The sequence below is a fragment of the Dongia sp. genome, from assembly GCF_041918875.1.
Lineage (GTDB): Bacteria > Pseudomonadota > Alphaproteobacteria > Dongiales > Dongiaceae > Dongia.
In genome coordinates, this window is sequence record NZ_JAYRUV010000015.1 from 114560 (window position 1) to 140757 (window position 26198).

23 protein-coding genes are annotated in these 26198 nt (G+C 62.5%); 17 read left to right on the forward strand and 6 right to left on the reverse strand.

Annotation, left to right across the window (positions count from 1 at the left end):
- Positions 1–62 precede the first annotated feature (62 nt).
- Complete coding sequence (locus tag ACE3TY_RS16295) at positions 63–434, reverse strand: hypothetical protein (RefSeq protein WP_374654852.1); 372 nt, start codon at positions 432–434, stop codon at positions 63–65.
- 69 nt (positions 435–503) lie between these two features.
- Here ACE3TY_RS16295 and ACE3TY_RS16300 point away from each other — a divergent pair, with 69 nt between their 5' ends.
- On the forward strand, positions 504–1478 hold the full coding sequence (locus tag ACE3TY_RS16300; protein WP_374654854.1) for a fatty acid desaturase: 975 nt from the start codon (positions 504–506) through the stop codon (positions 1476–1478).
- A gap of 158 nt (positions 1479–1636) precedes the next feature.
- Complete coding sequence (locus ACE3TY_RS16305; RefSeq protein WP_374654856.1) at positions 1637–2035, forward strand: cold-shock protein; 399 nt, start codon at positions 1637–1639, stop codon at positions 2033–2035.
- Positions 2036–2186: 151 nt separating this feature from the next.
- On the opposite strand, the gene ACE3TY_RS16310 is transcribed toward ACE3TY_RS16305, so the two are convergent.
- Complete coding sequence (locus ACE3TY_RS16310; RefSeq protein ID WP_374654858.1) at positions 2187–2684, reverse strand: GreA/GreB family elongation factor; 498 nt, start codon at positions 2682–2684, stop codon at positions 2187–2189.
- A gap of 236 nt (positions 2685–2920) precedes the next feature.
- On the opposite strand from ACE3TY_RS16310, the gene ACE3TY_RS16315 reads away from it, so the two are divergent.
- From ACE3TY_RS16315 to ACE3TY_RS16335, 5 genes are all read left to right on the forward strand, one after another.
- Positions 2921–4096 (forward strand): NAD(P)/FAD-dependent oxidoreductase, encoded by a 1176-nt coding sequence (locus ACE3TY_RS16315; RefSeq protein WP_374654860.1) that lies wholly within the window; start codon positions 2921–2923, stop codon positions 4094–4096.
- A 22-nt stretch (positions 4097–4118) separates the two neighbouring features.
- A complete protein-coding gene (locus tag ACE3TY_RS16320) occupies positions 4119–4646 on the forward strand; it encodes a glycine cleavage system protein R (protein WP_374654862.1) in 528 nt (175 codons plus the stop codon).
- Between the two features lie 10 nt (positions 4647–4656).
- Complete coding sequence (locus ACE3TY_RS16325; RefSeq protein WP_374654864.1) at positions 4657–5607, forward strand: GlxA family transcriptional regulator; 951 nt, start codon at positions 4657–4659, stop codon at positions 5605–5607.
- A 155-nt stretch (positions 5608–5762) separates the two neighbouring features.
- Positions 5763–8990: an EAL domain-containing protein gene (locus ACE3TY_RS16330; protein ID WP_374654866.1), complete on the forward strand. Its 3228-nt coding sequence runs from the start codon at positions 5763–5765 to the stop codon at positions 8988–8990.
- Between the two features lie 110 nt (positions 8991–9100).
- Positions 9101–10699 carry an alkaline phosphatase gene (locus ACE3TY_RS16335; protein ID WP_374654868.1) on the forward strand — a complete coding sequence of 533 codons (1599 nt, stop codon included), beginning with the start codon at positions 9101–9103 and terminating at the stop codon, positions 10697–10699.
- Positions 10700–10708: 9 nt separating this feature from the next.
- Here ACE3TY_RS16335 and ACE3TY_RS16340 read toward each other — a convergent pair whose 3' ends face one another.
- Positions 10709–11050, reverse strand: coding sequence for a hypothetical protein (locus ACE3TY_RS16340; protein ID WP_374654870.1), 342 nt, complete (start codon positions 11048–11050; stop codon positions 10709–10711).
- A 40-nt stretch (positions 11051–11090) separates the two neighbouring features.
- Positions 11091–11630: a DUF4405 domain-containing protein gene (locus ACE3TY_RS16345; protein WP_374654872.1), complete on the reverse strand. Its 540-nt coding sequence runs from the start codon at positions 11628–11630 to the stop codon at positions 11091–11093.
- Positions 11631–11797: 167 nt separating this feature from the next.
- On the opposite strand from ACE3TY_RS16345, the gene ACE3TY_RS16350 reads away from it, so the two are divergent.
- The gene (locus ACE3TY_RS16350) at positions 11798–13138 is read left to right on the forward strand and encodes an NAD(P)/FAD-dependent oxidoreductase (RefSeq protein ID WP_374654874.1); all 1341 of its coding nucleotides are present in this window, start codon (positions 11798–11800) and stop codon (positions 13136–13138) included.
- Between the two features lie 159 nt (positions 13139–13297).
- Here ACE3TY_RS16350 and ACE3TY_RS16355 read toward each other — a convergent pair whose 3' ends face one another.
- Positions 13298–13936 carry a FadR/GntR family transcriptional regulator gene (locus tag ACE3TY_RS16355; protein WP_374654876.1) on the reverse strand — a complete coding sequence of 213 codons (639 nt, stop codon included), beginning with the start codon at positions 13934–13936 and terminating at the stop codon, positions 13298–13300.
- 463 nt (positions 13937–14399) lie between these two features.
- On the opposite strand from ACE3TY_RS16355, the gene ACE3TY_RS16360 reads away from it, so the two are divergent.
- Genes ACE3TY_RS16360 through ACE3TY_RS16380 form a run of 5 tightly spaced genes read left to right on the forward strand, consistent with a single transcriptional unit; the run spans position 14400 to position 19569 of the window.
- The gene (locus ACE3TY_RS16360) at positions 14400–15866 is read left to right on the forward strand and encodes a glutamine synthetase family protein (RefSeq protein WP_374654878.1); all 1467 of its coding nucleotides are present in this window, start codon (positions 14400–14402) and stop codon (positions 15864–15866) included.
- Positions 15867–15915: 49 nt separating this feature from the next.
- The gene (locus ACE3TY_RS16365; protein WP_374654880.1) at positions 15916–16851 is read left to right on the forward strand and encodes a glutamine amidotransferase; all 936 of its coding nucleotides are present in this window, start codon (positions 15916–15918) and stop codon (positions 16849–16851) included.
- A gap of 31 nt (positions 16852–16882) precedes the next feature.
- The gene (locus ACE3TY_RS16370; protein ID WP_374654882.1) at positions 16883–17719 is read left to right on the forward strand and encodes a GXGXG motif-containing protein; all 837 of its coding nucleotides are present in this window, start codon (positions 16883–16885) and stop codon (positions 17717–17719) included.
- Positions 17720–17771: 52 nt separating this feature from the next.
- Positions 17772–19154 carry an FMN-binding glutamate synthase family protein gene (locus ACE3TY_RS16375; protein ID WP_374654884.1) on the forward strand — a complete coding sequence of 461 codons (1383 nt, stop codon included), beginning with the start codon at positions 17772–17774 and terminating at the stop codon, positions 19152–19154.
- A 10-nt stretch (positions 19155–19164) separates the two neighbouring features.
- Positions 19165–19569: a hypothetical protein gene (locus ACE3TY_RS16380; RefSeq protein ID WP_374654886.1), complete on the forward strand. Its 405-nt coding sequence runs from the start codon at positions 19165–19167 to the stop codon at positions 19567–19569.
- 238 nt (positions 19570–19807) lie between these two features.
- Here the strand turns inward: ACE3TY_RS16380 and ACE3TY_RS16385 are convergent, their stop codons facing one another.
- Positions 19808–20410, reverse strand: a complete 603-nt coding sequence (locus ACE3TY_RS16385; protein WP_374654888.1) for a hypothetical protein — start codon at positions 20408–20410, stop codon at positions 19808–19810.
- Positions 20411–20923: 513 nt separating this feature from the next.
- Between ACE3TY_RS16385 and ACE3TY_RS16390 the strand changes: the two genes are divergently transcribed.
- The 4 genes from ACE3TY_RS16390 to ACE3TY_RS16405 all read left to right on the forward strand — a co-directional run bounded on the left by ACE3TY_RS16390 (position 20924) and on the right by ACE3TY_RS16405 (position 25943).
- Positions 20924–22612, forward strand: a complete 1689-nt coding sequence (locus ACE3TY_RS16390) for an APC family permease (RefSeq protein ID WP_374654890.1) — start codon at positions 20924–20926, stop codon at positions 22610–22612.
- Between the two features lie 67 nt (positions 22613–22679).
- Positions 22680–23510, forward strand: a complete 831-nt coding sequence (locus ACE3TY_RS16395) for a phytanoyl-CoA dioxygenase family protein (RefSeq protein WP_374654892.1) — start codon at positions 22680–22682, stop codon at positions 23508–23510.
- A 201-nt stretch (positions 23511–23711) separates the two neighbouring features.
- Positions 23712–25055, forward strand: coding sequence for an NAD(P)-binding domain-containing protein (locus ACE3TY_RS16400; protein ID WP_374654894.1), 1344 nt, complete (start codon positions 23712–23714; stop codon positions 25053–25055).
- 174 nt (positions 25056–25229) lie between these two features.
- Positions 25230–25943 (forward strand): methyl-accepting chemotaxis protein, encoded by a 714-nt coding sequence (locus ACE3TY_RS16405; protein ID WP_374654896.1) that lies wholly within the window; start codon positions 25230–25232, stop codon positions 25941–25943.
- Positions 25944–26198: the final 255 nt, after the last annotated feature.

Consider the following 26198-nt stretch of genomic DNA (forward strand, 5'->3'; position numbering starts at 1 on the left):
AATTTCCTCTCGCAGCGTTACGCGGCAATCGCCTGGAATTCAAGCAAAGTTCCGATGAACTGTCAGGGTAGGTGCCGGGTCCGGAAATAGGTGATGAAGCGCCGGACGGCATCGGCGCCTTCGGTCCGGCACCAACCCTTCTGGCCGGAGAGGCCGCGGTCCAGATATTCATCGTCCACCGCTTTCAGCGCCTCCAGCCGTGCGTGCCGGTCCGCCGACGGCGCAACGTTCCCCCGCGCCAGCTGATCGAGGCGCAGCAGGGCGAAGCCATTATGGACCGGCATGTCGACCAGCCCGCAATATTCGGTGACACCGTAATCGTAATAGGTCCGCAGCAGGTCGGGGTCCGGGCTGGCCGGCAGGGTCGGATCCGCGCGCGCCAGGGCCGGCACCAGAATGGCCGCGAGCACTGCCAGCCGAACGCCTTGAGCCATCTGGCCTTCTCCCGTTCTTGCGTCAGAATGAACGTTGCCAGTTTCGGCGCGTTGCGTCATCAAATGGTCATGACGGACAGCTTCATCGCCGCGCCGGAGGGGGCGCATTATCGGCGCATCAACCGCCGGCTTTTCACTTTCCATGCCGGCGGCAGCCTCGTGGCTGCTTTCGTCCTGCCTTTCCTGGTCCGTTTCGGGTCGCCGCTGTGGCTGTGGCCGCTCCTGCCCCTGGGGCTGATCGCCAACGGCTACTGGGCGACACTGCACGAGGCGGTCCACGGCCAGCTCTTCCCGGCGGCCGAGGAGAATCGCCGCGCCGGGCGGACGCTCGCCATCCTTTGGGGATCGTCCTTCCGGCTGCTCCGCTTCGGTCATCTGATGCACCACCGCTTCAACCGGCATAAACTTGACCGACCGGACAGCTTCGATCCGGCGACCACCGGCCCGGCGATGGCGCGGCTGCGCTTCTTCGCCGAGGCGCTGGGCGGCCTCTATGTGATCGAAGTGCTGACGCCCCTCCTCTATCTGCTGCCGCGACGCCAGGTCGCCCGGATTGTCCGGGCCCTATACAGCGGCGACGAAGCGCCGATGCCGCGGCTGCGCCAACTGGCGGAGCAGACCCTGGCCGGAGCGAAGGGCTTTGCCGAGATCCGGCAGGACGCGCTGCTGGCGGCCGGCTTCATCGCCGCGGCGCTCGTTGCCTGGGGTTCCTATTGGCCGGCCTTCGCCGCCTTCCTGCTGGGGCGCGGCCTGCTCGTTTCCTTCCTCGACAATGTCTACCATTTCAGGACACCGCTCGACCGGGTCGATTACGCCTACAACCTCTCACTGCCGGCCCCGCTGCAGCTTCTGTTCCTCAACATGAACATGCACCGGGTCCACCACCGGAGGATGCAGCTGCCCTGGTGGCAATTGCCCCGCCAGTTCGCGCTGGACCGGGAACAGTTCGACGATTCACTGCCGCGCGCTGCATTGCGGCAACTGCGTGGGCCCGCAGCCGTGGCACCGCCGCAACAGATGGCAGAGGCTGCGCCACTCTCTTAACCCGCCGCAACAAGAAATGGCGGAAAGCGTATTACCAGTCTTGCATTTCCATTTTGCGCAGCCCATTCTGAAAGCGGCTTTTCGGCATGACCCGCTCATCCTCGATTGGCGGTCATGGTGGAGTGCCTATCTCTAGTCCCGATTTTAAGAGCGCACTCATGACTGACCAATACCAGTCCTCCGGCGGTAGCGAGCTCAGGGGGAAGATTAAGTGGTTCAATCCGGAGAAGGGCTTCGGCTTCGTTACGCCGGCCGACGGCTCTTCCGATGTGTTCCTGCATATTTCGGCGCTCAAGGATGCCGGCCTGCAGGATGCGCCCGAAGGCTCGACCATCACCTGTGAGGTGGGCCAAGGACGCAAGGGGATCCAGGTGCTCCGCGTGATCAATCTGGATACGTCGACGGCAGCTCCCTCGCGACCGGCGGCACCGCGCCGTCCGTTCGGCGGTGGCGGCGGTGGCGGCCGCCGCGATTTCGGCGGTGACCGTGGCGGCTATGGTGGCGATCGGGGCGGCGGCGGTGGTTACAGCCGGGGCCCGCGCCATCACGACGACTGAGGGACCGGCTCTCGGTTCTATTTGCGCTTGAGAGCGGCGACCTCCACTGAGGTCGCCGTTAGCAGCACGCCCACCATCGCAGGTGGGCTTTTTTGTGCCTGCCTTTCGCCCCCGCAACCAGGGGCGGTGTCCCATCCGCGATGTCCGGGGGTCAGCCGCGCGGATAGGAAATCCGCGTCACCTCCAATTGGAGATTGCCGGCCGGCCGCTTCCACACCACGGTGTCGCCTACCTTGGCATCCTTGAGCGCCAAGGCGATCGGCGAGACCCAGGACAACTTCCCGACATTGGGGTCCGCCTCATCCTCGCCGACGATCTGAAAATGCCGTTCGACATCATTCTCATCGACCGTATCGACGGTGGCGCCGAAATCCACCGCGTCCCGCGGCTGCGCCTCGATATCGACGACGACCGCCCGTGCCAGGCGCTCCTGCACGTAACGCAGATCGCGTTCCACGACGAGCAGCTGCTCCTTGTCCAGCAATTGCGCATCGGCCAGCAGCCGCCCGCGCTGCAGCTCCAGCGCTTCTTCCTGCTGCCTGAGCAGTTCCATGCCATGGGGCGTCACCAGATTGGGGTGCGGCGATTGGGGCCGCTCCGGCAATTCGGTCGCCTGATCGTCATTTTCTTTTACAAAGGCCCGGCTCATCGAACTCACATTCAATAAAAATGCACATCCATGTAAAACTAGGCCGATGCCGGCCTTCGTCAAGGTTAAAGCCACCGGCGGGGCGGAAAGTCCCGGGGAATGCACCCCCGGGGGGAGGCGATCGCGGCCGCGAGACACCAAAGACGGGACTTGGCCGCCGTGAGTGTGGACCGCGGCCGAGCGGCCCCTTATAACGGGCCCGATCCTGGCCACTGCAACATGTGATTGCTCATAAAATGCAAAGCTTCGACGTCGTCATCATCGGTGGTGGGGTGGTCGGTTCCTCGGCCGCCTACTTCCTCAGCGCCCAGCCCGATTTCAACGGCACGATCGCCGTCATCGAAAAGGACCCGACCTATACCGAGGCGGCGACACCGCGATCGGCCGGCGGCGTGCGCCTGCAATTCTCGACCGCCGAGAACGTGCTGATCTCGGCCTTCGGGGCAAGCTTCATCAAGGCCGCCGATGAGCATTTGCGTGTCGGCAACGAGGCTGCCGGCGTGGAGTTCCGCGAGAACGGCTACCTGTTCCTGGCGACGGGTGCAGGCCTCAAGACGCTTCTCAGCAATCAGCGCCTGCAACATGAATTGGGTGCCGCGACGGAACTGCTCAATCCGCGCGAGTTGCAGGAGGCGTTCCCCTGGCTCAATGTCAGCGATCTCGCCGGCGGCAGCTTCGGCCCGGTGAACGAAGGCTGGATCGATCCCTACAGCCTGCTGCAGGCCTTCAAGCGCAAGGCGCGCTCGCTGGGCGTCAGCTATATCAACAATACCGTGACCGGTCTCACGCACGACAAGAACCGCATCAATGCGGTGACGCTGGCCAGCGGCGAGACGATCAGCTGCGGCTGCGTCATCAACACGGCCGGCTGCCAGGGCCGCACCATTGCCGCGATGGCCGGCGTCGACCTGCCCGTCCATTCGAGGAAGCGCTTCATCTATGTGTTCGACTGCCGCGACGAACTCGAAAAAGTGCCGCTCGTCATCGATCCCAGCGGCGCCTGGTTCCGTCCGGAAGGCGCGCAGTTCATCTGCGGCGTGTCGCCGGAAGAACATGACGATCCGGACAGTTTCGATTTCGAACTCGATTACCGCCTGTTCGAAGAGCTGATCTGGCCGACCTTGGCCCACCGCGTCCCCGCCTTCGAGGCGATCAAGCTGGTGCGCGCCTGGGCGGGACATTACGATTACAATGTCTTCGACCAGAACGTCATCGTCGGCCCGGCGCCGGGCTATGAGAATTTCCTGCTGGCCAATGGTTTTTCCGGCCACGGCCTGCAGCAATCGCCGGCCATCGGCCGGGCCTTGAGCGAGCTGGTCACTTTCGGCCAGTATCGTAGCCTCGACCTGCGGCGCCTTGGTTATGAGCGCCTGCTGACCGGGGCGGCCCTGTGCGAGCAGAACGTCGTCTGACATTCAAAAGGGGAGCGATCTCATGAGCGGCACCGCCCTGATCTCCATCATCTGCGAAGACCATTCGGGCCTGATCGCCGAGGTGACGGGGCGGCTGTTCGACCTTGGGGTCAATCTGGGCGATACCACCTTTGCCGTGCTGGGCGGTGGCGCCGAATTCACATTGGTCGCCAAGCTGCCGCAGGGCATTTCGCTCAACGAAGTCGAGAAGGAGCTGCGCAGCCTGCCGCTCCTCAAGGAGGCGAAGCTGACCGTCGCGGCATTCCAGTACCGCGAGAGTCATGATGAGCAGGCGCATATCACGCACCGCATAGAAATCACCGGCGACGACAGTCCGGGCCTGGTCGCGCGCCTCTCGGAGGCGCTGCCGAAATTCGGCGCGAATATCGTGCGCCTCAATTCGGAATCCATCCCGTCCGAATCCGGCGCCCGCTTCCTGCTGCGCATGGCCTTGTCGGTGCCGACCGCCAAGGCCGCCAGCTGCATGGCGACGATCGCCAATACCGCCTCGCAGCTCAACCTCAAATGCCACTGGCAGCAGGTCGGCTGACGACAGTCGCATGAGCGAGGCGGTATCGCGGCGGATCGGCATCCTGCTGGTGCCGGACTTCGCCCTGGCTTCCTTTTCCATGATCATCGAGCCGCTGCGGATCGCCAACCGCCTGTCCGGCAAGAAGCTTTACGACTGGACCTTGCTGTCCGACGGCGGCGGCCAGATCCGCTCCAGCGCCGGCATCGAGCTGCAGACGCAGCCGATTGCCGACATGCGCGAGCGCGTCTTCGACCTGGCCCTGGTCTGCGCCGGATTTCATGCCGAGCGCTACCGCGCCGCGGGCGCGCTCAACTGGCTGCGCCGCCACCGGCGCATGGGACGCGATGTCGGCGCCGTCTCGACCGGAACCTTCGTCCTGGCGCGGGCGGGCCTCCTTGCCGGCCACCGCTGCACGGTGCATTGGGATTTCCGCAGCAGCCTGGCCGAACTTTATCCCGACCTCGATCTGGTCGACGAACTGTTCGTGATCGACCGCGGCATCGTGACCTCCGCCGGTTCCATTGCGGCACTCGACCTGATGCTGCGCCTGATTGCAGACCAGCAGGGCCTGGCATTCTCCAAAGCGGTCGGCGAGCAGTTCGTCCATAGCGGGGCGCGAGGTCCGAGCGAACATCAGCGCGGCGACCTCATCCATCGCCTGGGCACCGCGAAGCCCATTCTCATCGAAGCGGTCAAGCGGATGGAGAGCGTCCTCGACCGCGGCCTGTCGCCGGCGGAACTGGCCCGCGATCTCGGCATTTCCCAACGCCAGCTCGAACGGCAATTCCGCGCCCAGCTGGGGCGCACGCCCGTCGCCTATCATCGCGACCTGCGGCTGGACCAGGCGCGGCGCCTGCTGTCGCAGACCGTCCTGCCGGTCACCGATATCGCACTCTCCTGCGGCTTCGGGTCCGCATCCCATTTCGCGCAGCTTTATCGCGAGCGCTTCGGGCGTCTGCCGACGGAAGACCGGCTTTAGGCATTCGTGCCTGTCCGGCGCAGATTAAGATGATTTTTACATCCCATTGTTAGCGTCCGGCGAGATGCCACCTTGTCACCTGCCGGTCCATGACACCTAGGAAGCGACTCCGCCTGATCCTGACGATCGCTGCCGCATATGCCGTTGGCGCGAGCTTGTGGATTCTAGGTTCCGACAGCCTTCTTACCAGCTTCGCCGACATCGAAACGGGAATGGCCTTCGGCACCTTCAAGGGCCTGGCGTTCGTGACGATCACCACCGCCCTCCTCTTCGTGACGCTGCGCTATCTGCCGGCCACGTCGGAGGAAGAGCCGGTCTCCGAACCGCGCCGCTCCGCCTTGCTGACTTTCGTCGCACTCTGCGCGCTTGGCGCCACCATCGCCCTCGTCGCCTTCACCAGCTACCGAGCGCAATACGATGCCGCCAAGCGCGACGTCCTCAACGATCTGCAGGCAGTGGCGCGATTGAAGGTGGCCGGACTGTCGCAATGGCTGGCCGAACGGCGCAACGATGCCGAGGCGATCGCGCAAAATGCTCCCATGCGGGAAATGATCGGCTCCTGGCGTCGCGCCGACACCCTTGCCGCCAGCCAAGAGGTTCTCCGCGCGTTGCGCGACGCGCGCAATGCGCACGCCTTTGCCCGCATCACGCTGCTGAGCGCACAGGGCGAGCTTCTGGTCGCCACCAATCCGGACCGCCACCAGTCGCTCGACCTGGCCGCCATCGCCCGCCGCGCCAACGCCGAGCGCAAGACGCAATTCATCGACCTCTATCGCGAGGCACGCGACGCGAAGGTGCATTTGGCTTTCGCGGTCCCATTGCCGAGCACCGACGGGGCCGAGCGGAACAGCGATGTCCTTCTGTTCGATCTACGTGCGGCCGACTTCATCGATCCATATCTGAGTTCATGGCCGCTGCCCAGGCGCAAGGGCGAGATCCTGCTCGGCCGTCGGCAAGCCGACCAGGCCGTCATCCTCAACGCGCTCTCTGATCGGCAGGACAGTGCGCTCAACGTCACGATTCCGCTGATACGATCCGATGTGCCGTCCGTCCGCTATCTGACCGGCGGCGAACATCTGATCGATGGCATAGATTTCCGCGGGAAGCCGGTTCTCGCGGCGGCCCTGTCCGTACCGCCGACGCAATGGGTCGTCGTCGCGAAGATGGACCGCGAGCTTGCCTTGACCGGCGTCCATGGACGCACGCTCGTCATCAGCATCGCCATATTGGCGGTCCTGATCGCCCTTGTCGCCGTCATCTCCTATGTCTGGCAGCGTCGCCGCCTGCAAGCCGCCCTTGGCTTGATTTCAGAGCGCCAGGCCAGGGAACTGGCCGATGCGCATTTCCGCGCGACCTTCGAGAAAGCGCCGGTCGGTATCGCGCATCTCGGCTTCGACGGCCACATCCTGACGGCCAACAGCGAATATTGCCGCATTCGCGGCTACCCGCTGGAAACATTGAAGGAGATCGGCATTGTCGAACTCACCTTGCCGGAGGACCGGCCGGAGACGCTGACGGCCCTCGATGCCGTCCGGCGCGGCACCAGGGAGAGCTACCGCACGGAGAAGCGCAGCTATCGCGAGGATGGGAGCGAAGTCTGGATCGGAGTCACGGCTTCGCTTGTACGCGACAGCGGCGGCAGGCCGGATTACGTGATCGACGTCATCACGGACATTACCGACCGCAAGATCGCGGAGAAATCCCTGCAGCAGGCCGATACCGTCTTCCGCAACACGCAGGAGGGCATCGTCGTTACCGACACGGGTGCCGACATCGTCGCCGTCAACCCGGCCTTTACCAAGATCACCGGCTATGACGAGAGCGAACTGATCGGCAGGAACATCCGCATCCTGCAATCGGGGCAGCACGACCGCGAGTTCTATCGCGACATGTGGCTGCACATCGCGCGCGAAGGCTCCTGGCAGGGCGAAATCTGGAACCGGCGCAAGAATGGCGAGCCCTACCCCGAGTTTCTCACCATCTCGGCCGTCAGGAACGAAGCCGGCCAGGCAGTGTCCTATGTCGGCGCATTCGTCGATATTACCGGTATAAAGGAGACGGAATCGCGCCTGGTGCATCTGGCGCACCACGATGCGCTGACGGGCCTGCCGAACCGACTGCTGGTCATGTCGCGCCTGGGCTTTGCCATGCAGGTGGCGCGGCGCAAGCATGCGACGGGCGCCGTCCTGTTCCTCGATCTCGACCGCTTCAAGAACGTCAACGACAGTCTGGGACATCCGGCCGGCGACGAACTGCTGCTGGCCGTCACCAAGCGCCTGGGCTCGCGCTTGCGCGAAAGCGACACGCTGGCGCGCCTGGGGGGCGACGAGTTCCTGGTCCTGGTCGAGGATGTGAAGGATTCGAATGCCGTCGCCAATCTGGCCCAGGCATTGCTGGACCAGTTCGACGAGCCCTTCGTCCTTACCGGCGGGCACGAGGTCTATATCGGCACATCCATCGGCATCAGCCTCTTTCCCGACGATGGCGGCCAGGCCGACGAAATCGTCAAGAATGCCGATGCGGCGCTCTACCGGGCCAAGGAAGAAGGACGTGGCACCTACCGCTTCTACACCGCGGCCCTTACGGACAAGGCCAACCAGCGGCTCAGCATGGAACGCCGCCTGCGCCGCGCCATCGAACGCGACGAGTTCCTGCTCCATTTCCAGCCGCTGGTGCGCATTGCCGACCGCCATATCGTCGGCTTCGAGGCGCTGGTGCGCTGGCAGGAACCCGGCAATGGCCTGGTGCCGCCCGGCAATTTCATTCCGCTGGCCGAGGAGACCGGCATTATCCTGCCGTTGGGCGAGCGCGTGCTGCGCCTCGCCTGCCAGCAGATGAAGGATTGGCTCGATGCCGGTTACGATCTCAGCACCATCGCCGTCAACCTGTCGCCACGGCAGTTCCATCTGCCGGATATCGACCAGATCGTCGGCGACATCCTGAAGGATGTCGGCCTTCCAGCTCATCATCTTGAACTGGAACTGACCGAAAGCGCCCTCATCGACCAGGGTATCGGCGCGGAAATGCGCCTCGCCGCCCTGAGGAAACTCGGCGCCCGCGTGGCCATCGACGATTTCGGGACCGGCTATTCGTCGCTGACCTATCTGAAGCGCTTTCCGATCAACAAGCTCAAGGTCGACCAGAGCTTCGTGCGCGACATACCGAGCGATACCGCCGACATGGAGATCACCTCCGCCATTATCGGCCTTGCGCGCAACCTGCGCCTCGATTCGATCGCCGAGGGCGTCGAGACCGAAGCGCAGCTGGCCTATCTGAAGGAACATGGCTGCGACTATGCGCAGGGCTATCTGTTCAGCAAACCGCTGCCGGCGAAGGAAGTCGAGGATCTGCTGAAGCGCGGCCTCATCGAACCCGCGATCTGAAGCGTCACAAAACTGACCAGTACCCTTAGCCGAGCTGACTCGGTCCTGGCATCGTCATGTCACCTCCCTTCCATATTCTTCCCTGAGGATCGATCAGGTGAGTGAGGCATGTGACGAAGATACCCCGCCGCCGGTTTCTCTTTTCCACCGGCGCCACTCTTGCCGGCATCGCCGTGTCGAGCAGCGGTCTTGCCAACTTTTCTCCCTATTACGCGCATCGCCGCAGCCGCAATCCGCTGGCCTCGACGCGCAATCCATTCACGCTCGGCGTCGCCTCCGGCAGTCCGCGCGACGACGGTTTCATGCTCTGGACCCGTCTCGCTCCCGATCCGCTGGCCGGTGACGTGGATCGGCCGGGCGGCATCGCGCCTGGCGATCATCCGCGCGGCATCGTCCTCGACTATGAAATAGCCCTCGATCCGGACATGCGGCAGGTCCATGCCCAGGGTCGCGCGCTGGCCGAGGCGGAGCATGCCTTCTCGGTCCATCTCGATATCGCCGGCCTGATGCCGGACCGCCCCTATTGGTATCGGTTTCATCTCGGCGAGCATAGCAGTGCCACCGGCCGCGCCGTGACGCTGCCGCGCGCCGGCCAGCCGGCCAGCCGCCTGCGCCTCGGCTTCACCTCCTGCGCCAATCTGGAGCGCGGCTATTTCGCCGGCTATCGGCACCTCGCCATGGAGCAGCCCGACCTCGTCCTGATGCTCGGCGACTATATCTACGAGCAGGTCGAACTCACTCGCCCGGTCGTCCGGCGGCACAGCGATAACGAGGTTCCGACCACGCTCGACGGCTATCGCCGCCGCTATGCGCAGTACCGCCTGGATGCCGATCTGCAAAATCTCCACGCCGTGGCGCCGACCCTGGTCACCTGGGACGATCACGAGGTCGAGAACGATTATGCCGGCGACTGGTCGGAGAGCTTCGCCGCGCCGCATCTCTTCGCGCCGCGCCGGCAGGCAGCCTATCGCGCGTTCTACGAACATATGCCGGTGCGCGCCCGGCCGGCTTCGTCGGGCCTGCGCATTCACGACAGCGTCACTTTCGGCGACCTGGCACGCATCTCGTTGCTGGACGGGCGGCAGTACCGGACGCGCGGCGCCTGCTACGGCGCGCCCGATCGGGGCGGCGGGCATCTGGTCGACAGCATCTCCTGCCCGGAGCTGCTCGATCCCACGCGCTCCATGCTGGGGCGCGAACAGGAAGCGTGGCTGCGGGGCAATCTCGCAACCTCGCCGGCACGCTGGAACCTGATGGCGCAGAACGTCATCATGGCCGAACTTGGCACGGTCGAGGAAGGCAAGGTGACCGCCTGGACCGATGCTTGGGACGGCTATCCCGCGGCGCGCACGCGGTTGCTGCGGCAGATGGCGGCGGCGCGCAATCCGGTGGTCTTCAGCGGCGACATCCATTCCTTCTGGAGCAACGACCTCATGCTCGACGGCCGCGCCGTGGCAAGCGAGTTCGTCACCTCTTCCATCACCTCGGACGGGCCGCCGCAGGATCACCTCGACGCCAAGCGCGCCGCCCATGCGCATCTTCGCTTCGCGGAAAGCCGGCGGCGCGGCTATTCCCTGGTCGAAATCTCCGGCGGCACTCTCGCCACGCATTTCAGGTCGCTGAGCGACGTGGCCGACCCGAATGCAGCGCGCTCTACCCTGGCCAGCTTCGTCATCGAGGATGGCAGGATAGGCGCCGCCGCTGCCTGAGCCGCGCGTCTATGAGCCGCCCATCATGATCTCCTCCGCCAGCAGCGTGCCGAGGATGATGGCGACCGGAAGCGCGCAGGCGATAAGCGCCTTACCTGCCGGCTGCCCGCGGGCAAGATCGCGGAACAGCAGAATGAGGTTGATCCCGAAGAAGCCGAGCGAGATCAAACCCCAAGCGATGATGCCGAACATGATGCCGCCGCCGGAATCAGGCCCACCGGGTCCGTTGGCTTCCAGCAGCAGGGCCAGCGGCACCAGTACAGCCATGAAGACGATGTAGCCGATATTGCGGCGGCCCAGCCGTGCCGGAAGCCCGCGCCTCGGTGCCGGTGCCTGCGATACTTCGTTCATCCTGCCCTGCCCCTTCATATGCCAGGGCAGGATAAGCCATTCAGGGCGCCGGCGCATCCGTCGCGGCCATGACGATCTCGCGCGCCGGGCGGCCGGACTTCTCGGCAATGGCCGCCAGCGTATCGCCGGGCCCGGAGACCGTGTAGCCCAGGCTGGCAAGATGCGCCGTCAAGGCGGCGGGACTCGTCGCCAGCAGGGTCGAAACCTCATCTATCGTAGCCATTTCCAGTCCGCTCATGATGCGGGCGACGCCGGTCGCCGGCCCTGTGCCGGACGAGGCGGCCGGGACGATAAAGGCGGCAGCCAGCGCCAGCGCGGCCGCCAGCGGAATGAACAGGGTCCGGCGCCGGATATAGCCGAGGAAGGCGGGCCAGTTGCGATAGAGATGCAGGCTCACCGGCACTAGCAAGGCGAGGCCGATCCATTCGTGCATCTCCCTGAAGAGCCCCGGCTGGAAATGAAAAAACAAGGCGAGACCGGAAAACCCCGAAACCAGGAACAGGCCGGTCGTGGCGCCGGTCGCATATCTGAAGATGAAATCGCGCATAGTCATGATGTCGTCCTTGAAATCCGCGGTCATCGCCGCTCTTCCTTTCACGGCTTATCCGCGGCGGCCCTGTGAGTACTGATTGTCGCAGGGGCGAACGACGATTTTACTGTGTCATATGTCGATTTCACGATATCCATCCCGATGCCACGGGCGGAAGCTGATATCGGTTTTCATTTCCTTCGATGGAGTTCCGCCCAATGGCCCTTCCCGCCCACGTCAAATATGTCGTCATCGGTGCCGGCATCCACGGCCTTTCCTCGGCCTGGCATCTGGCCGAGAACCTGCGAAAGACCGGCAAGGGTTCAGGCAAGGACGTGCTCATCATCGACAAGACGGCGATCGCGGCGGGAGCCTCCGGCATCGCTTGCGGTGTCGTGCGCAACAATTACTTCCAGCCGGCCATGCGCCGCCTGATGGCGCATTCGGTGAGTGTTTGGGAAAGCGACCCAAAGGCCTTCTCCTATCATCCCGTGGGCTACATGCAGATCAGCCCGGAGGTGATGCATCAGGATGTCGCCTCGATCTACGCGCAGCAGAAGGAGATCGGCTACACCTCATCCTTCATCGAGGGCGAGAAGGATTGCATGACCTATATGAAGGGCATCTTCGACGATTGGCAGGCCAAGGGCATTACCTCTGTCCTCCACGAGAAGAAGGGCGGCTATGCCAACAACACCGCCGCCATGTACGGCCTCGCCAAGAAGGCCGAGGCCGAAGGTGTCCGCATCGTTACCGGCGTCGAGGTGAAGGGCCTGAAGCGCGACGGCAAGGGCGCCGTCACGGCCGTCGAAACCAACCAAGGCGATATCAAGTGCGACTATGTCATTGCCGGCCTTGGCCCCTGGGTGCGCTCGGTCTGGAAGATGCTGGACCTGCCCGACGCCATCTCGATCAAGGGCAAGGACGGGAAAATGCACGAGAATGTGCCGATGTGGGTCTATTGGTCGCTGCAGGAAGGCACGCTTGGCGTCGATCCCGATCTGCAGAAGACCAATGACGGCAAGATGCCGCCGGTGATCCATGTCGATACCGACGCGCCGCTTTATTCCGACGAGGACGGCTCGCTCATCACCGACAAGCTGTGGGGCATCTATTACAAGCCGGACTTCCATTTCGGCGGCGTCCAGGGCGGCGCCATGCCGTTCAAGGTGAAGACGCCGACCGACAAGGTGCGCGTCGACCCCTATGGCCCGGACAGCCCGGAATTCATCGTCGGCGACGATTTCGCGCATATGTGGGTCTCGGCCCTGGCCTTCTGCCAGAAGCGCTTCATGGGCACGATGCCCAAATACAAGAAGGAACCCTCGGGCGGTATCGGCTGCTTCACGGCGGACAGCTTCCCGGTCTTCGACAAATTCGCCGAGAATGTCTATATCATCGCCGACAGCAACCACGGCTATAAGATGATCGGTGTCGGCAAGCTGGTGGCGGACGATATCTGCGGCATGGGCGACGAACTGCTGCGCCCGTTCCGCTTCTCGCGCTTCGCCGAGGGCAAACTGCACCCGACCTCGAACTCGCCGTTTCCGTGGAGCTGAGCCCCCTCACCCCAACCCCTCTCCCGCGAGGGGAGAGGGGCTACGCGCAGGCCCCGCAATAGTCTTCGATTTTGATGATTATTGCAGTCGATAACTCATACCCTCTCCCCTCGCGGGAGAGGGTCAGGGTGAGGGGGTAAGTGACGGGTTGGCGAAAGCCTACGCCCCTTCGATCCCCATCAGCTGGCGCCTGGCGAAATGGAGGTGGCTGGTCACCATGGCGGCGGCACCTTCGACGTCGCGGCTGGCGATGGCGCCCAGAAGCGCGCGGTGCTGGCGGTTGTATTCGGCGATGCGGGCCGGGGTGAGTACCTTGTCGCGCATCGAGGCCCATTGGTCGTGGGAGCGGATCTCGTTGATATGCTGGTAGAGCCACAGCACCAGCCGGTTATGCGCCGCCTCCGCCAACAGCAGATGAAACTGCGTGTCCCATTCGGTCCATAGTTCCGGGTCGTCGCCGGCCGCTTCCGCCTTTTCGATCGCCTCATTCATCTTTTCGAGATCGCGGTTGGTCGCGTTGAGAACGGCAAGACGCGTCATATGCGGCTCGATCCCCAGGCGCGCCTCGATAAGCTCCAGCGGCGAGGTGGAATCGGCAATGTTGTCGAGGTCCGAAACGGGCCGGTGATTGACGAAAGTGCCGCTGCCGACCCGGCGCGTCACCAACCTTTCCTGTTCCAATTGATCGAGCGCCAGACGCACGGTGGTGCGGCTGGCGTCGAATGCGTCTGCGAGATGCCGCTCGGCCGGCAGCTTCTCGCCATGCTTGTAGGTGCCGGCAACGATGGCCTGACGCAATTGACCGGCAATCCAAACCGAGCCGCGATTGCCATCGACCGGCAGTGCGCCGCCCTCTGCTGCGTTGCGGGTGCCCGACTCTCTCGCCGGCTCCCGCGTAGATGTACCAATTCGGCCCAATTCTGTTCCTTTAAAAAAATTGGTTGGCAGCCCTAGGACCGCCGTGCAAGATTGGATTATGCGAGTGGGGTAGCCAAGCGGTCAATCGCCGTCAGTCACGCCCGCCCACGCGCAACATCAGCGAGCGCGACTGCCGTCTCCGGAGGTACCTGCGAAAGACCTGAAGGCCCAAATTCCCACCGCCCGCGAAGGATCGCCAAGCCTGTAACAATGGGTGCGCCGACAGCAAAAATCGGCCAGGCGAAACGAAGAAGAGTTGTTGTGAGCAACTGACGCGGAATGCCGGGAATGTCCCGGCATCGCTCAACAGCGGCCAACGAGTCGCTGCTTTGGGGAGGGTGAGATGACTGACCTTGAGGCACACGTCGCACAAAAAGGGCGCAAGGAACAAATCAAGCAAGTACGCGCCCAGATCAACGCACTCGGAATCAAGTATATCTATTACCAATTCGTCTCCGTCACGGGCCGCATCGTCGGCAAGGGCGTTCCCGCCGACCATTGGGAAACGGTGGCCGAAAAAGGCTTCCAGCTGGTCTACGGCTCGACCGCCAATCTTTTCGTCGATCGGCGCAAGAACTATATCGGTTACGGTCCGGAAGCATCCGAACTCGTCGGCCTTCCGGATCCGGAAACCTTCGTCCAGCTGCCCTGGGACAAGCGCGTCGCACGTGTCTTCTGCACTTGCTTCCGCAACCGCGAGGAACGCGAGAATCCGGGCGGCCATCTGACCTCGGATTGCCGCGGGAACCTTCGCATCATCCACGAGGAATTCAAGAAGAAGCATAAGGGCCTGCATCTCAGGCATGGCTGCGAGCCGGAAATGATGTGGCTGAAGAAGGGCGACAATGGCCTGCCGGACGGCGGCTTTTCCAAGCCCAACTGCTATCATATCGACCAGTTCGAAAGCCTGCGCCCGGTCTTCATGAAGGTCATCGAATATGCCCAGGCGATGGGCCTCGACATGATTCAAGGCGATCACGAGGATGCGCCCGGCCAGCTTGAACTCAACTGGATGTATGACGATTGCCTGCGCACCGCCGACCGGCTCACCACCTATCGCCAGGTCTGCGCCCAGGTTGCGCGCGAGCATAATCTCATCGCCTGCTTCATGCCCAAGCCCTTCATGGGCGTGTCGGCATCGGGCTGCCACCACAATCTGTCGCTGTGGATCGGCGGCGAGGACAAGATCAACGACCAGCATCTCAGCCCTCTCCCGGGCCAGAAGGACGTGTTCAGCTACCGCAAGGGCGGCGAGAACACCTTCTTGCCCGGCAAGAATGGCGGCAAGCCGGGTCAGATCGGCCTCTATTCGATCGGCGGCGTGATCAAGCACCTCAATGCCCTGACCGCCATCGGCTCCTCGACGGTGAACTCCTATCGCCGCCTGTGGGATACGGGCTTCTGGGCACCTGTCTTTGCCGACTGGGGCTATCAGAACCGCACCTGCGCGTTGCGCATCTCGGCACCTGGCCGCTTTGAATACCGTTCGGTCGATGCCGCAGTGAATCCCTATCTGATGGCCGCAGCCCTGCTCAAGGCCTTCGATGACGGCATCACCAACAAGATCGATCCGGGCGAGCCGGAAGAGCGCAACATGTACGAGGCCATCGCCGCCGGCAAGAAGGTAAAGAAGCTGCCCATGAGTCTCGGCGAAGCACTCGACCATCTCGAGAACGACAAGGTCATCGGCAGCGCCCTGCCCGGCGACATGATGCGCGTCTTCATGCACTACAAACGTGACGAGCATGAAAAGTTCATGGCCACCGTCACAAACTGGGATCTGGAGCAGTATTGGGACATCCTGCCCTGACGGGCGGGACGACCTTCTCTTCTTCAGCGGATAAACAAGGAGAGTAACAATGTGTGGAATCGCAGGACTGATCCATCGCGGCTCGACCGGCGATATCGGTACCGAGATGACGGCGATGTTGCAGAGCCTGAAGCATCGCGGGCCGGATTCGACGGGCTTTGCCCTTTATGGCAGCCCGAAAGGCAATACCCTGGTCATGCGCTTCAAAGTCGCCGAACAGGACGACATGAAGCACGGTTTCAAGATTCACGACCAGGTGAAGGAACGCAAAGCCGAGGTCGACAAGCGCCTGAAGGAACTGGGCGCCACCATCGTCCTGGCGGAAGACGCCACCGAGTACGCTTTCCGCTACACGCTCGACTATGGCGGAGACAAAAGGAAGCTCGCCAACTATATCGAGGATATCGACGGCGCCGAGATCCTGTCGCTGGGCTATGGCCTGGAACTGATCAAGGACCTGGGCGATGCGGCGGTCGTCTCCGACCAATACCACCTCAAGGGCTTCAAGGGCAGCCATGCGCTGGGTCATACCCGGATGGCAACGGAATCGGATGTCGATATCCGCTCGGCGCATCCCTATTGGGCCTATCCATTCGCCGACGTCTCCGTCGTCCATAACGGCCAGCTCACAAATTACTGGACCGGCCGGCGCAACCTCGAACGGCGCGGCCATCGCTTCATGTCGAACTGCGACAGCGAACTCATCGCCGTCTACCTGGCCGACAAGATGAGCCAAGGCGCCGAGCTCAAGGACGCGATGAAGGATTCGATCGACGAACTCGATGGCGTCTTCACCTACCTGGTGGCGACCGCCGACAGCCTCGGCATGGCCAAGGACGTGATGGCCGCAAAGCCCATGGTGCTCTACGAGAGCGACAAGTTCATCGGCCTGGCGTCGGAAGAAGTCGCCATCCGCAGCATCTTCCCGCACGAGATCGACACATTCGACCCCTATGAGGGCGAAGTGCGGGTCTGGAAGCGGTAATCGGAATCAGCAAAGAGGCAAGGAGCCGAACATGGCGCTTCGCACCCAGTCACATGAAATGGGCATGCATACCGAGAAACTCTCGGGTCGCACCCAACAACGCTTCTTCTCGGCTAGCGAAGAGGAGAACCTCACCTATCCCGGCGCTCATGACGTCGATTTCAACAAGCGCGCGGAGTTCGACGCCGAGAAGCTCTCGACCTCCGACATCAATCTCAAGCTGCGCGACCTGATGAGACAGGGCTATGGCACCATCGTCATGCGCAACCCAGGCGCCAAGCATGCGATCGCCGTGGGTATCCTCAACAAGCTCAACCTGCAGATCGAAGGCAGTCTCGGCTATTTCGGCTGCGGCCTCATCGACGGGCCCAACATTCATATCAAGGGCCGCGTGGGCTGGTCCTGCGCCGAGAACATGCTGGCCGGGACCGTGGTCATCGAGAAGAATGCCGGCTCCACCTTCGGCGCGGCCATCCGTGGCGGCGATCTGGTCTGCAAGGGCGATGTCGGCGCCCGCATGGGCATCGACCAGAAGGGCGGCACCATCATCGTCGGCGGCCGCTGCGGCGCCTTCTGCGGCTTCATGATGCAGCGCGGCCGCATGGTGGTGCTCGGCGATGCCGGCAAGAATCTCGGCGATTCCATGTATGACGGCACAATCTATGTCGGCGGCAAGATCGAGGGCCTGGGTGTCGATGCGGTGCCGGACGAGATGACCGATCTCGACTGCCAATGGCTCGAGCGCAAACTGAAGCTTTATGGCATGACGACGCCGAACGGAGTCAAGAACATGACCAAGATCGTCGCCGGCAAGCAGCTGTGGAACTACGACAATCTCGAGCCTTCGGAAAAGAAGCTGATCCTGTGACGGACGCGTCCGGAACGATTTCGCTTCCTCCGATCAGATAAGGAACAGCCACATGGCAAAAGAGAAGAAGGCTCCGGCCACCGAACCCAAGACCAAGAAGCCGCTGTCGCGCGACACGTCGCGCCTGGGCAACAGCTTCATGTTTCCGCCCAGCGTTATCGACGACATCCATATCAAGTCGGAGCTGGGCCGCTATCGCATGCGCGGCTTCTCGCTCTTCAAGAAGATCCCGAGCTGGGACGACCTCACCTTCCTGCCCGGCACCCTCACCCGCTTCGTCATCGAGGGCTACCGGGAGAAGTGCGAGACCAAGACGGTCATCGGTCCGAAGGCCAAGCGCCCGCTGGTCCTCGATATCCCGGTCTATATCACCGGCATGAGCTTCGGCGCGCTCTCCTACGAGGCCAAATGCGCGCTCGCCCGCGGCGCCACCATGGCCGGCACCGCGACCTGCTCCGGCGAAGGCGGCATGATCCCCGACGAGCGCCGCTTCAGCTCCAAATGGCTCTACCAATGCATCCAGTCGCGCTACGGCTTCAACCCGCACCACCTGCAGCTGGCCGATTGCTGCGAGTTCTTCATCGGCCAGGGCTGCAAGGTGGGCTTGGGCGGCCATCTGATGGGCCAGAAGGTGACCGACCAGGTCGCCGAAATGCGCTCGCTGCCGGCCGGCATCGACCAGCGCTCGCCGGCGCGGCATCCTGACTGGCTGGGCCCGGACGATCTGGCGCTCAAGATCCAGGAAATCCGCGAGGCCACCAATTGGGAAATTCCCATTCAGCTGAAGCTGGGTGCCGCGCGCGTCTATGACGATGTGCGCATGGCAGCCAAGACCGGGCCCGACAGCATCTATATCGACGGCATGGAAGGCGGCACGGGCGCCGGCCCGCACATCGCCACCGAGGAAACCGGTGTCCCCGGCATCGCCGCCATCCGCCAGGCGAGGAAGGCGCTCGACGATGTGGGCAAGACCGGCGAGATCAGCCTGGTCTATGCCGGCGGCATCCGCAATGGCGGCGACGTGGCGAAGGCACTGGCGCTCGGCGCCGACGCGGTTGCCATCGGTCATTCGGCCATGATGGCCTTGAACTGCAACAAGGATATCCCGGAAGCCGATTTCCCCAAGGAGATCGGCTGCGAGGCAGGCTATTGCTATCACTGCCATACGGGCCGCTGCCCGGTCGGCGTCGCGACGCAGGACCCCGTTCTGCGCAAGAGGCTCGACCCGGATGAGGCGGCGGAGCGGGTCTACAACTTCCTGCACTGCCTCACCATCGAGGCGCAGATGATGGCGCGCGCCTGCGGCAAGACCAACGTCCACTCGCTGGAACCGGAAGATCTGGCGGCCCTCACCATGGAGGCCTCGGCCCTGGCTCAGGTGCCGCTCGCCGGATCGCAACACACGGTCGGGCGCCCCGACATGACCCGCTACTAAGGAGGAAGCCATGGCAGACAAGAAACCTGCGGGCAAGGAAGACGTGGACAAGTATCTGAAGGGCGATGGCCTCGATTCATCCCGCGAGAAGGAAATCGGCCAGCACATCGGCTATCGCTACGACGTGAACCTGGTGCCCGACTACAACCGCCTGACACCGTTCCTGAAGAAGTATCTGGAGACGATGGGCTGGGACGACCTCAACTGGCTCGAAGATGTCCATATGGGCTATGAGGAGGGCCGCGCAGCGGTGTTCGACCGCAATATCAACGGCTGGGTGACGGTGCCCGCCGACCTCAAGCTGCCGGACAATCAGCAGGACCGCGACATGATCGCGCGCGAATTGCTGATCAAGTTCCAGATGTCGAAGAAGCACCCGATGATCGACCTCAACAAGGCCTATCGGAAGTTCTGACCCGGCATCCTCAAGAGCTCAAGGTCCTGCCCCGCTGCGTAACCAAGCAGCGGGGCTTTTTTGCGTGCGCTGGTTTGTGAGAGCGCGACCGCCATCGCCCCCACCCCGACCCTCCCCGTGAAGGGAGAGGGAGATTAGAGCGAGGTGGCAATGCGAACTCAGTCGTAGAGCCCTCTCCCTTCACGGGGAGGGTTGGGTGGGCGCGCGGGTGACAGCTGCCTCACCATGATGAAGAACCCTACGCCTCATCCTCGAAGCCGCTTTCACCTTGGCTGCGCCCCCAGTCCGGCGCGAAGGATACGACGCGGACGCCGGCTGGAATGTTCGGGTTGAACATGCGGTTGTGCCAATAGGTCGCCTGATAGAGCAGATCGCGCTCGGTCAGCTCCGTCACCTTGCAGAGCAGCCGGAAACGCTGGCTGAGTTCGGCGAAATCCAGATAGATCTTGCCGTCACTCAACATCCGGTCGACCAGTTCCGATGCCGGACCGAACAAGGCCGTCAGCGTGTCGTCGAAGTCGCGATAGCGCTGGAAATAGCCGGCGGCCATGTGTTCGGTCGCCTTCTCCCAGCGCTCGACCGGATCCTGTGTTTTCAGCACCTGATGGCGAAAAAAAGCCGTCGCATTCTCCGGTTCGGCCTTGTGCAGCAGCACGACGGTCGATCCGGCTAGCTGGCTGTCGTCGCGCGCGAAGATCAGCGGCCGCATGCCCGCCGAAGGGCGGCCACCGCCTTCGCGCATCGCCATCTGCCGCAAGCGGCATTGCCAATGCAGGAAGTCCTCCCGCAGCGCAGTTGCAGCTTCGCCGATAAGGACCAGTTTGTCCGCATCCTTCGTCATCCGCGCCTCGTCCAATAGACATTGTGAAATGATATCGCGCCGCGCCTTTAGCTTCAACCAATCCTGGACCAAGTTTCATTAGATTGTGCTGGATTGGGTGGACAGATTGTCGCATGATGATAGGAGTTGATTCAGTAGCGACGCGTGACCGGCGAGGGGGGAATTTCGCTTGGGATTGCAGCGTTTGACGATGGAAATCACGAAACGGCCGGCGGCCCCGTCAGCGGCCCCGGGCCATGCAGCCGCGGGCGCCCCCGCCGCTGGCGGACATTGTGCTGGCACGACACAACAGACCAATTACGACCAAATCCGCTGATAGTTCATCCCAGCGGCCGATATGCGTTGCTTACTCTGCGTTTGGTTACTTGGTGCTTTTGCTCACGCGTGGCGTTGACAGCATTTGCAGATGACCGGCGGCAACGGGGGCTGCACGGTTGCTCGGGTGAGACGTAGCAAGGAACGAAAGACCCCGCATCGCAAACTGAAGTTTCAATAGTGAGGGGAACTGGAGAGATGTCTGCGGAAACGATGTCAGGCCCTGCAAAGGGCGAACTGGTACGCTCCATCGACTGGCGCGGTGCCTTCTGGGTAGCGAGCGGCGTTCCGGCCCTCGTCCTCTTCTCGATCGGCGGCATTGCCGGCACGGTCGGCATTCCGGCCTTCGCCATCTGGGCCGTTTCGATGGTGATGGGCTTCATTCAATCCTTCACCTATGCCGAAATCGCGGGCCTCTTCCCGAACAAATCGGGCGGGGCCTCGGTCTATGGCGCCGCCGCCTGGCTGAAATACGGCAAGTTCATCGCGCCGCTTTCGGTCTGGTGTAACTGGATCGCCTGGACGCCAGTGCTCTCGCTGGGCTCCGCCATCGCTGCGGGCTACATCCTTGGCATCGTGGAGCCGGCACCGGCAGCCGAAGCCATCGCCGCCGAAATCGCCCGCTCAACGGCGGCCGGCGCGGTGATCGATGATGCCGCGGCTATTGTCAATCTGATGCCGCTGCACAATTGGGGCCACTCGTGGAGCTTCGGGCTATTCAGCCTGTCCTTCAACTGGACGTTCGTCATCGGTGCCATCCTCATGCTCGTGGCCTTCGCCATCCAGCATCGCGGCATCCTTGGCACCGCCAAAGTACAGACGGTTGTGGGTCTCATTATCGTGCTGACACTCTTCATTGTCGGCGTGGTGCCGTTCCTGAACGGGAACTTCGACAGCACCAATTTTTCGCCCTTCGTACCCCTGGCCGTGCCCTATGCACCGGAACCTGGCGCCTGGAATGTCGCCGGCTGGACCTTGATCCTTGGCGGCATGTTCATCGCCGCCTGGTCGACCTACGGCTTCGAGACCGCGATCTGCTACACCAGCGAGTTCAAGAATCCGGAGACGGATACCTTCAAGGCGATTTTCTATTCCGGTCTTCTCTGTCTCGTCCTCTTCATCCTGGTGCCGATCACCTTCCAGGGCTATCTGGGATTGACAGGCATGCTCGATGGCGGCGTGGTCGCAGGAACCGGTGTGGCCGACGTGATGGCGCGGATGGTGGGCGGTGGCGGCGCGATCAATGTCATCTTCGTCTTCCTGATGATCGCGTCACTGATCCTGATCATCGTGACGGCGATGGCAGGTTCGTCGCGCACGCTCTATCAGGGCTCCGTGGATGGGTGGCTGCCGAAATATCTCAGCCACGTCAATCATAACGGCGCACCGACCGGCGCGATGTGGACGGATCTGGCATTCAATCTGTTCCTGCTCTCCATCGCGGCAACCGATGCCACCGCCTACTACTTCATCCTCGCGGTCTCTAACTGTGGCTATATCATCTTCAACTTCCTCAACCTCAACGCCGGCTGGATCCACCGCATCGACAATGGTCACGTTAAGCGCCCGTTCAAGGCACCGACCATCATCCTCGCGGCCGGCACGGTCCTCGCCTTCGTCAATGCCATGTTCATGGGCGCCGGTGCCAAGGTATGGAACCCCGTTGCTCTCTGGTACGGCCTGGGTGCCGCGGCACTGATCATTCCGGTCTTCTGGTTCCGCCATTACATCCAGGACAAGGGCAAGTTCCCGGACCGGATGCTGGATGATCTCGGCATCAAGGATGCAGGCCATCTGGGCGAAAAGAAGGCTGGTATGCTGCCCTATGTAACCCTGGGCGCCGGTATCGCCGTGGTGCTGATATCCAACTGGATATTCACAGGCTGATGGATGATCAGATGATGGGCGGAGCCGGCTTGGCTCCGCCCATTTTCTTTGCGTGAAGAGTTACATCGTGATCGATCAAGACCTCATCGACACCTTCCGCCGCGACGGTTTCGTCGCCATCCGCAATCTGCTGGGCGCAGCCGAAATCGAGGCCGCCCGCTCCCGCTTCGAGCCATTGTTCCAGGGCCGTTTCGAGACCGGCCTCTATCCCGACGAATGGAACTGGCAGGAAGGGCGCGATCCGCCGGACCGGACACGGCAGATCTGCAACGGCTGGAAGTCCGATCGCACCATCGCCCACATCATACTTTCGGCCAAGGTGGGCGAACTTTGTGCGCGGCTGGGCGGCTGGGAAGGCGCCCGGCTCGGGCAGGACAATGTGTTGTGGAAGCCGCCCGGAGCCAGGTCGCTGGGCTTTCACCAGGATGACAGCTATTGCGACTGGGTCGTGCCAGCGGGCTACATCACCTGCTGGATGCCGCTCGACGCCACCACCGCCGCAGGCGGGACCATCGAATATGCGCGCGGCTCGCATCTGTGGCCGCTCTCGCCACCGCGCGGCAAGTTCCATGCGCCGGACGATTATCGCGCCACCTTGCGGAACGCGGCCGGCGAAGCCGGCGGCGCCATCGACATCGTGCCCATCGAAGTGGAGGCGGGCGATGCCGTCATTCATCACGGCAGGGTCTGGCACGGTTCCGGCGCCAACACCGCGACGGTGCCGCGCCGTTCCCTCGTCTCGCACTGCATATCGTCCGAATGCCGCTTCCACCCCACCAACGTCAGTTACATCTACAGCCGCTATCGCCGCCACGACGACCTCGGCATGGATGAAAGCTTCTTCCCGATTCTCTGGCACGCGGACGGCTACCGAACCGCTTGGCTGGATGCACTCTGATTGGTTCGTTATTGGTCCAAATTTGTCTGCCTTTGGTAACGGAGTTATTGAAAGCCCTGCGATCCATAGGCTATTGTTTCGGTCATTCTTGTGCAGCTTTTTGCGGGATCCACCGGCCGCCCGATTGGCCGCCCGCAACCCCCGCCAGACGAGGTTTGAACACGCTTTTACCCATTTAAAAATCAGGTGCAGGGAGCCGACATGAAAAAGCGAGTTGCCGTCATCGGCGCCGGTCCTTCGGGAACCGCCGTTCTCCGGGCCTTCCAGTCCGCCGCCGCCAAGGGCGCCGACATTCCCGAAATCGTCTGCTTCGAAAAGCAGGACGATTGGGGCGGCCTCTGGAATTACACCTGGCGCACCGGGCTCGATGAATTCGGCGAGCCGGTCCATTGCTCCATGTACCGCTATCTGTGGTCCAACGGACCCAAGGAATGCCTCGAATTCGCCGACTACACGTTCGAGGAACATTTCGGCCGCCCTATCGCCTCCTATCCACCCCGCGCCGTTCTCTGGGACTATATCAAGGGCCGCGTCGAGAAAGCCGGTGTGCGCGGCTGGGTGCGTTTCCGCACACCCGTGCGCGACATCCATTTCGACAAGGCCAGCGGTAAATTCAACCTCACGGCGCATGATCTGGTAAAGGATCACAAGAGTACGGAAAGCTTCGACCATGTAATCGTCTGCTCGGGCCATTTCTCGACGCCGAACGTGCCGGAGTTCCCGGGTTTCCGCAATTTCAACGGTCGCGTCCTCCATGCCCACGACTTCCGCGACGCGGTCGAGTTCAAGGGCAAGGATATCCTCATCGTCGGACGCTCCTATTCGGCCGAGGATATCGGCTCGCAATGCTACAAATACGGCGCCAAGTCGATCACCAACACCTATCGCAGCCGCCCCATGGGCTTCAAATGGCCCAACAACTGGGAGGAGAAGCCGCTGCTGCAGCGGGTCGAGAACAAGACCGCTTTTTTCAAGGATGGCACGTCGAAGAATGTGGACGCGATCATCCTCTGCACCGGCTACCAGCACCATTTCCCCTTCATCGAGGACAGTCTGCGACTGAAGACCGAGAACCGGCTGTGGCCGCTGGGTCTCTATCGCGGCGTGGTGTGGGAGGACAATCCGCAACTGCACTATATCGGCATGCAGGACCAGTTCTATACCTTCAACATGTTCGATGCCCAGGCCTGGTACGCGCGCGACGTGATCCTCGGGCGCCAGAAATTGCCGGCACTCTCCGAGATGCGCAAGAACAGCGCCGACTGGCGCGCCCGGGAAGAGAAGCTCGAGGACGCCGAACAGATGATCTGGTTCCAGGGCGACTATGTGAAGGAGCTGATCGGCCTTACCGACTATCCCAGCTTCGACATAGAGACGGTCAACAAGACCTTCATGGAATGGGAGCATCACAAGGCGGAAGACATCATGGGCTTTCGCAACAATTGCTATCGCTCCGTCATGACCGGCAACATCTCGCCCAAGCATCACACGCCCTGGCTCACCGCCATGGACGATTCCCTTGAGAGCTATCTCAAGTCCAAGTGAAAGATGAATGAGACGTTAACTGAGCCGCCGCGGACCCGGGTGAGGTTGCGGCGCCAGCCTGCAAATGCGCTGCGGGATTACCATTTGTTTACCTGGCGAGGCTAATTTTCCCGTCACGGCCAATTTCCCCAAGCGGTGCGGTGGACCATGACACTGAATGATTCAGGAAGCGCCATGACCGACGAAGCCCTCACGGGAAGTTCCAGCAGCTACGCTACGCCGGCGGACGAGCGTCTTTCTGCCCTGCTCTCCATCACCGGCCGCATGGATGGCTTCCTCTACCGCTGCCGCAACGATGCCAATTACACCATGCTCTATATCAGCGAAGGCATCCTGGCGGTGAGCGGCTATCCGGCCAGCGATTTCATCGGCAACAAGGTGCGCGGCTACAGCTCCATCACTCATCCCGACGACATCGCCAGTGTCGATGCCGCCGTCGGCAAGGCGCTGGAAACGCAGTCCAACTGGAACATCGACTATCGCATCATGCCGCGCCAGGGCGAGCCGGTCTGGGTGCATGAGATCGGCGGCGGTGTCTTCGATACAAGCGGCCAGCTTGAATTCCTCGAAGGCTTCATCATCGATATCACCGAGCGCAAGCAGATGGAGCAGGCCAATACGGACCTCATCAATCGTATCGCCGCCATCTCCGAACATATCGTCAAGGATACCAGCAACATCCTCGAAGTTCTGCGCGCGCTGAAGATGCTGGCCCTCAACGCCCGCATCGAAGCCGCCCGGGCTGGCGAGCAGGGCCTGGGCTTCGCCGTCGTGGCGCAGGAGATCAAGACATTGGCCACCACCTCCGGCGCGTCGGCGGAGCGCATCACCAAACTGATGAACGAGCTGCAGGAAGTGCTTTCCGTGCCGACACAGAGCGGACATTGAGGCGTTCTCGGGGAACGAAACTGAACTGCCCCCCACCCAACCCTCCCCCCTGAAGGTGGGAGGGCTCTTCACCCCGCTCTCATCTCCTCCCACCTTAAGGGGGGAGGTCGGGAGGGGGGCGCAAGTGACGGTATAGACCGGAGAGATAGGTAACAGTTTGGACCGGAGAGATGGGTAACAGGTCAACATGGTCGGCAAGGGGGACTTGCCGATGCCTTGGAAAGAGACCTGTGTCATGGATGAGCGTTTGCAGTT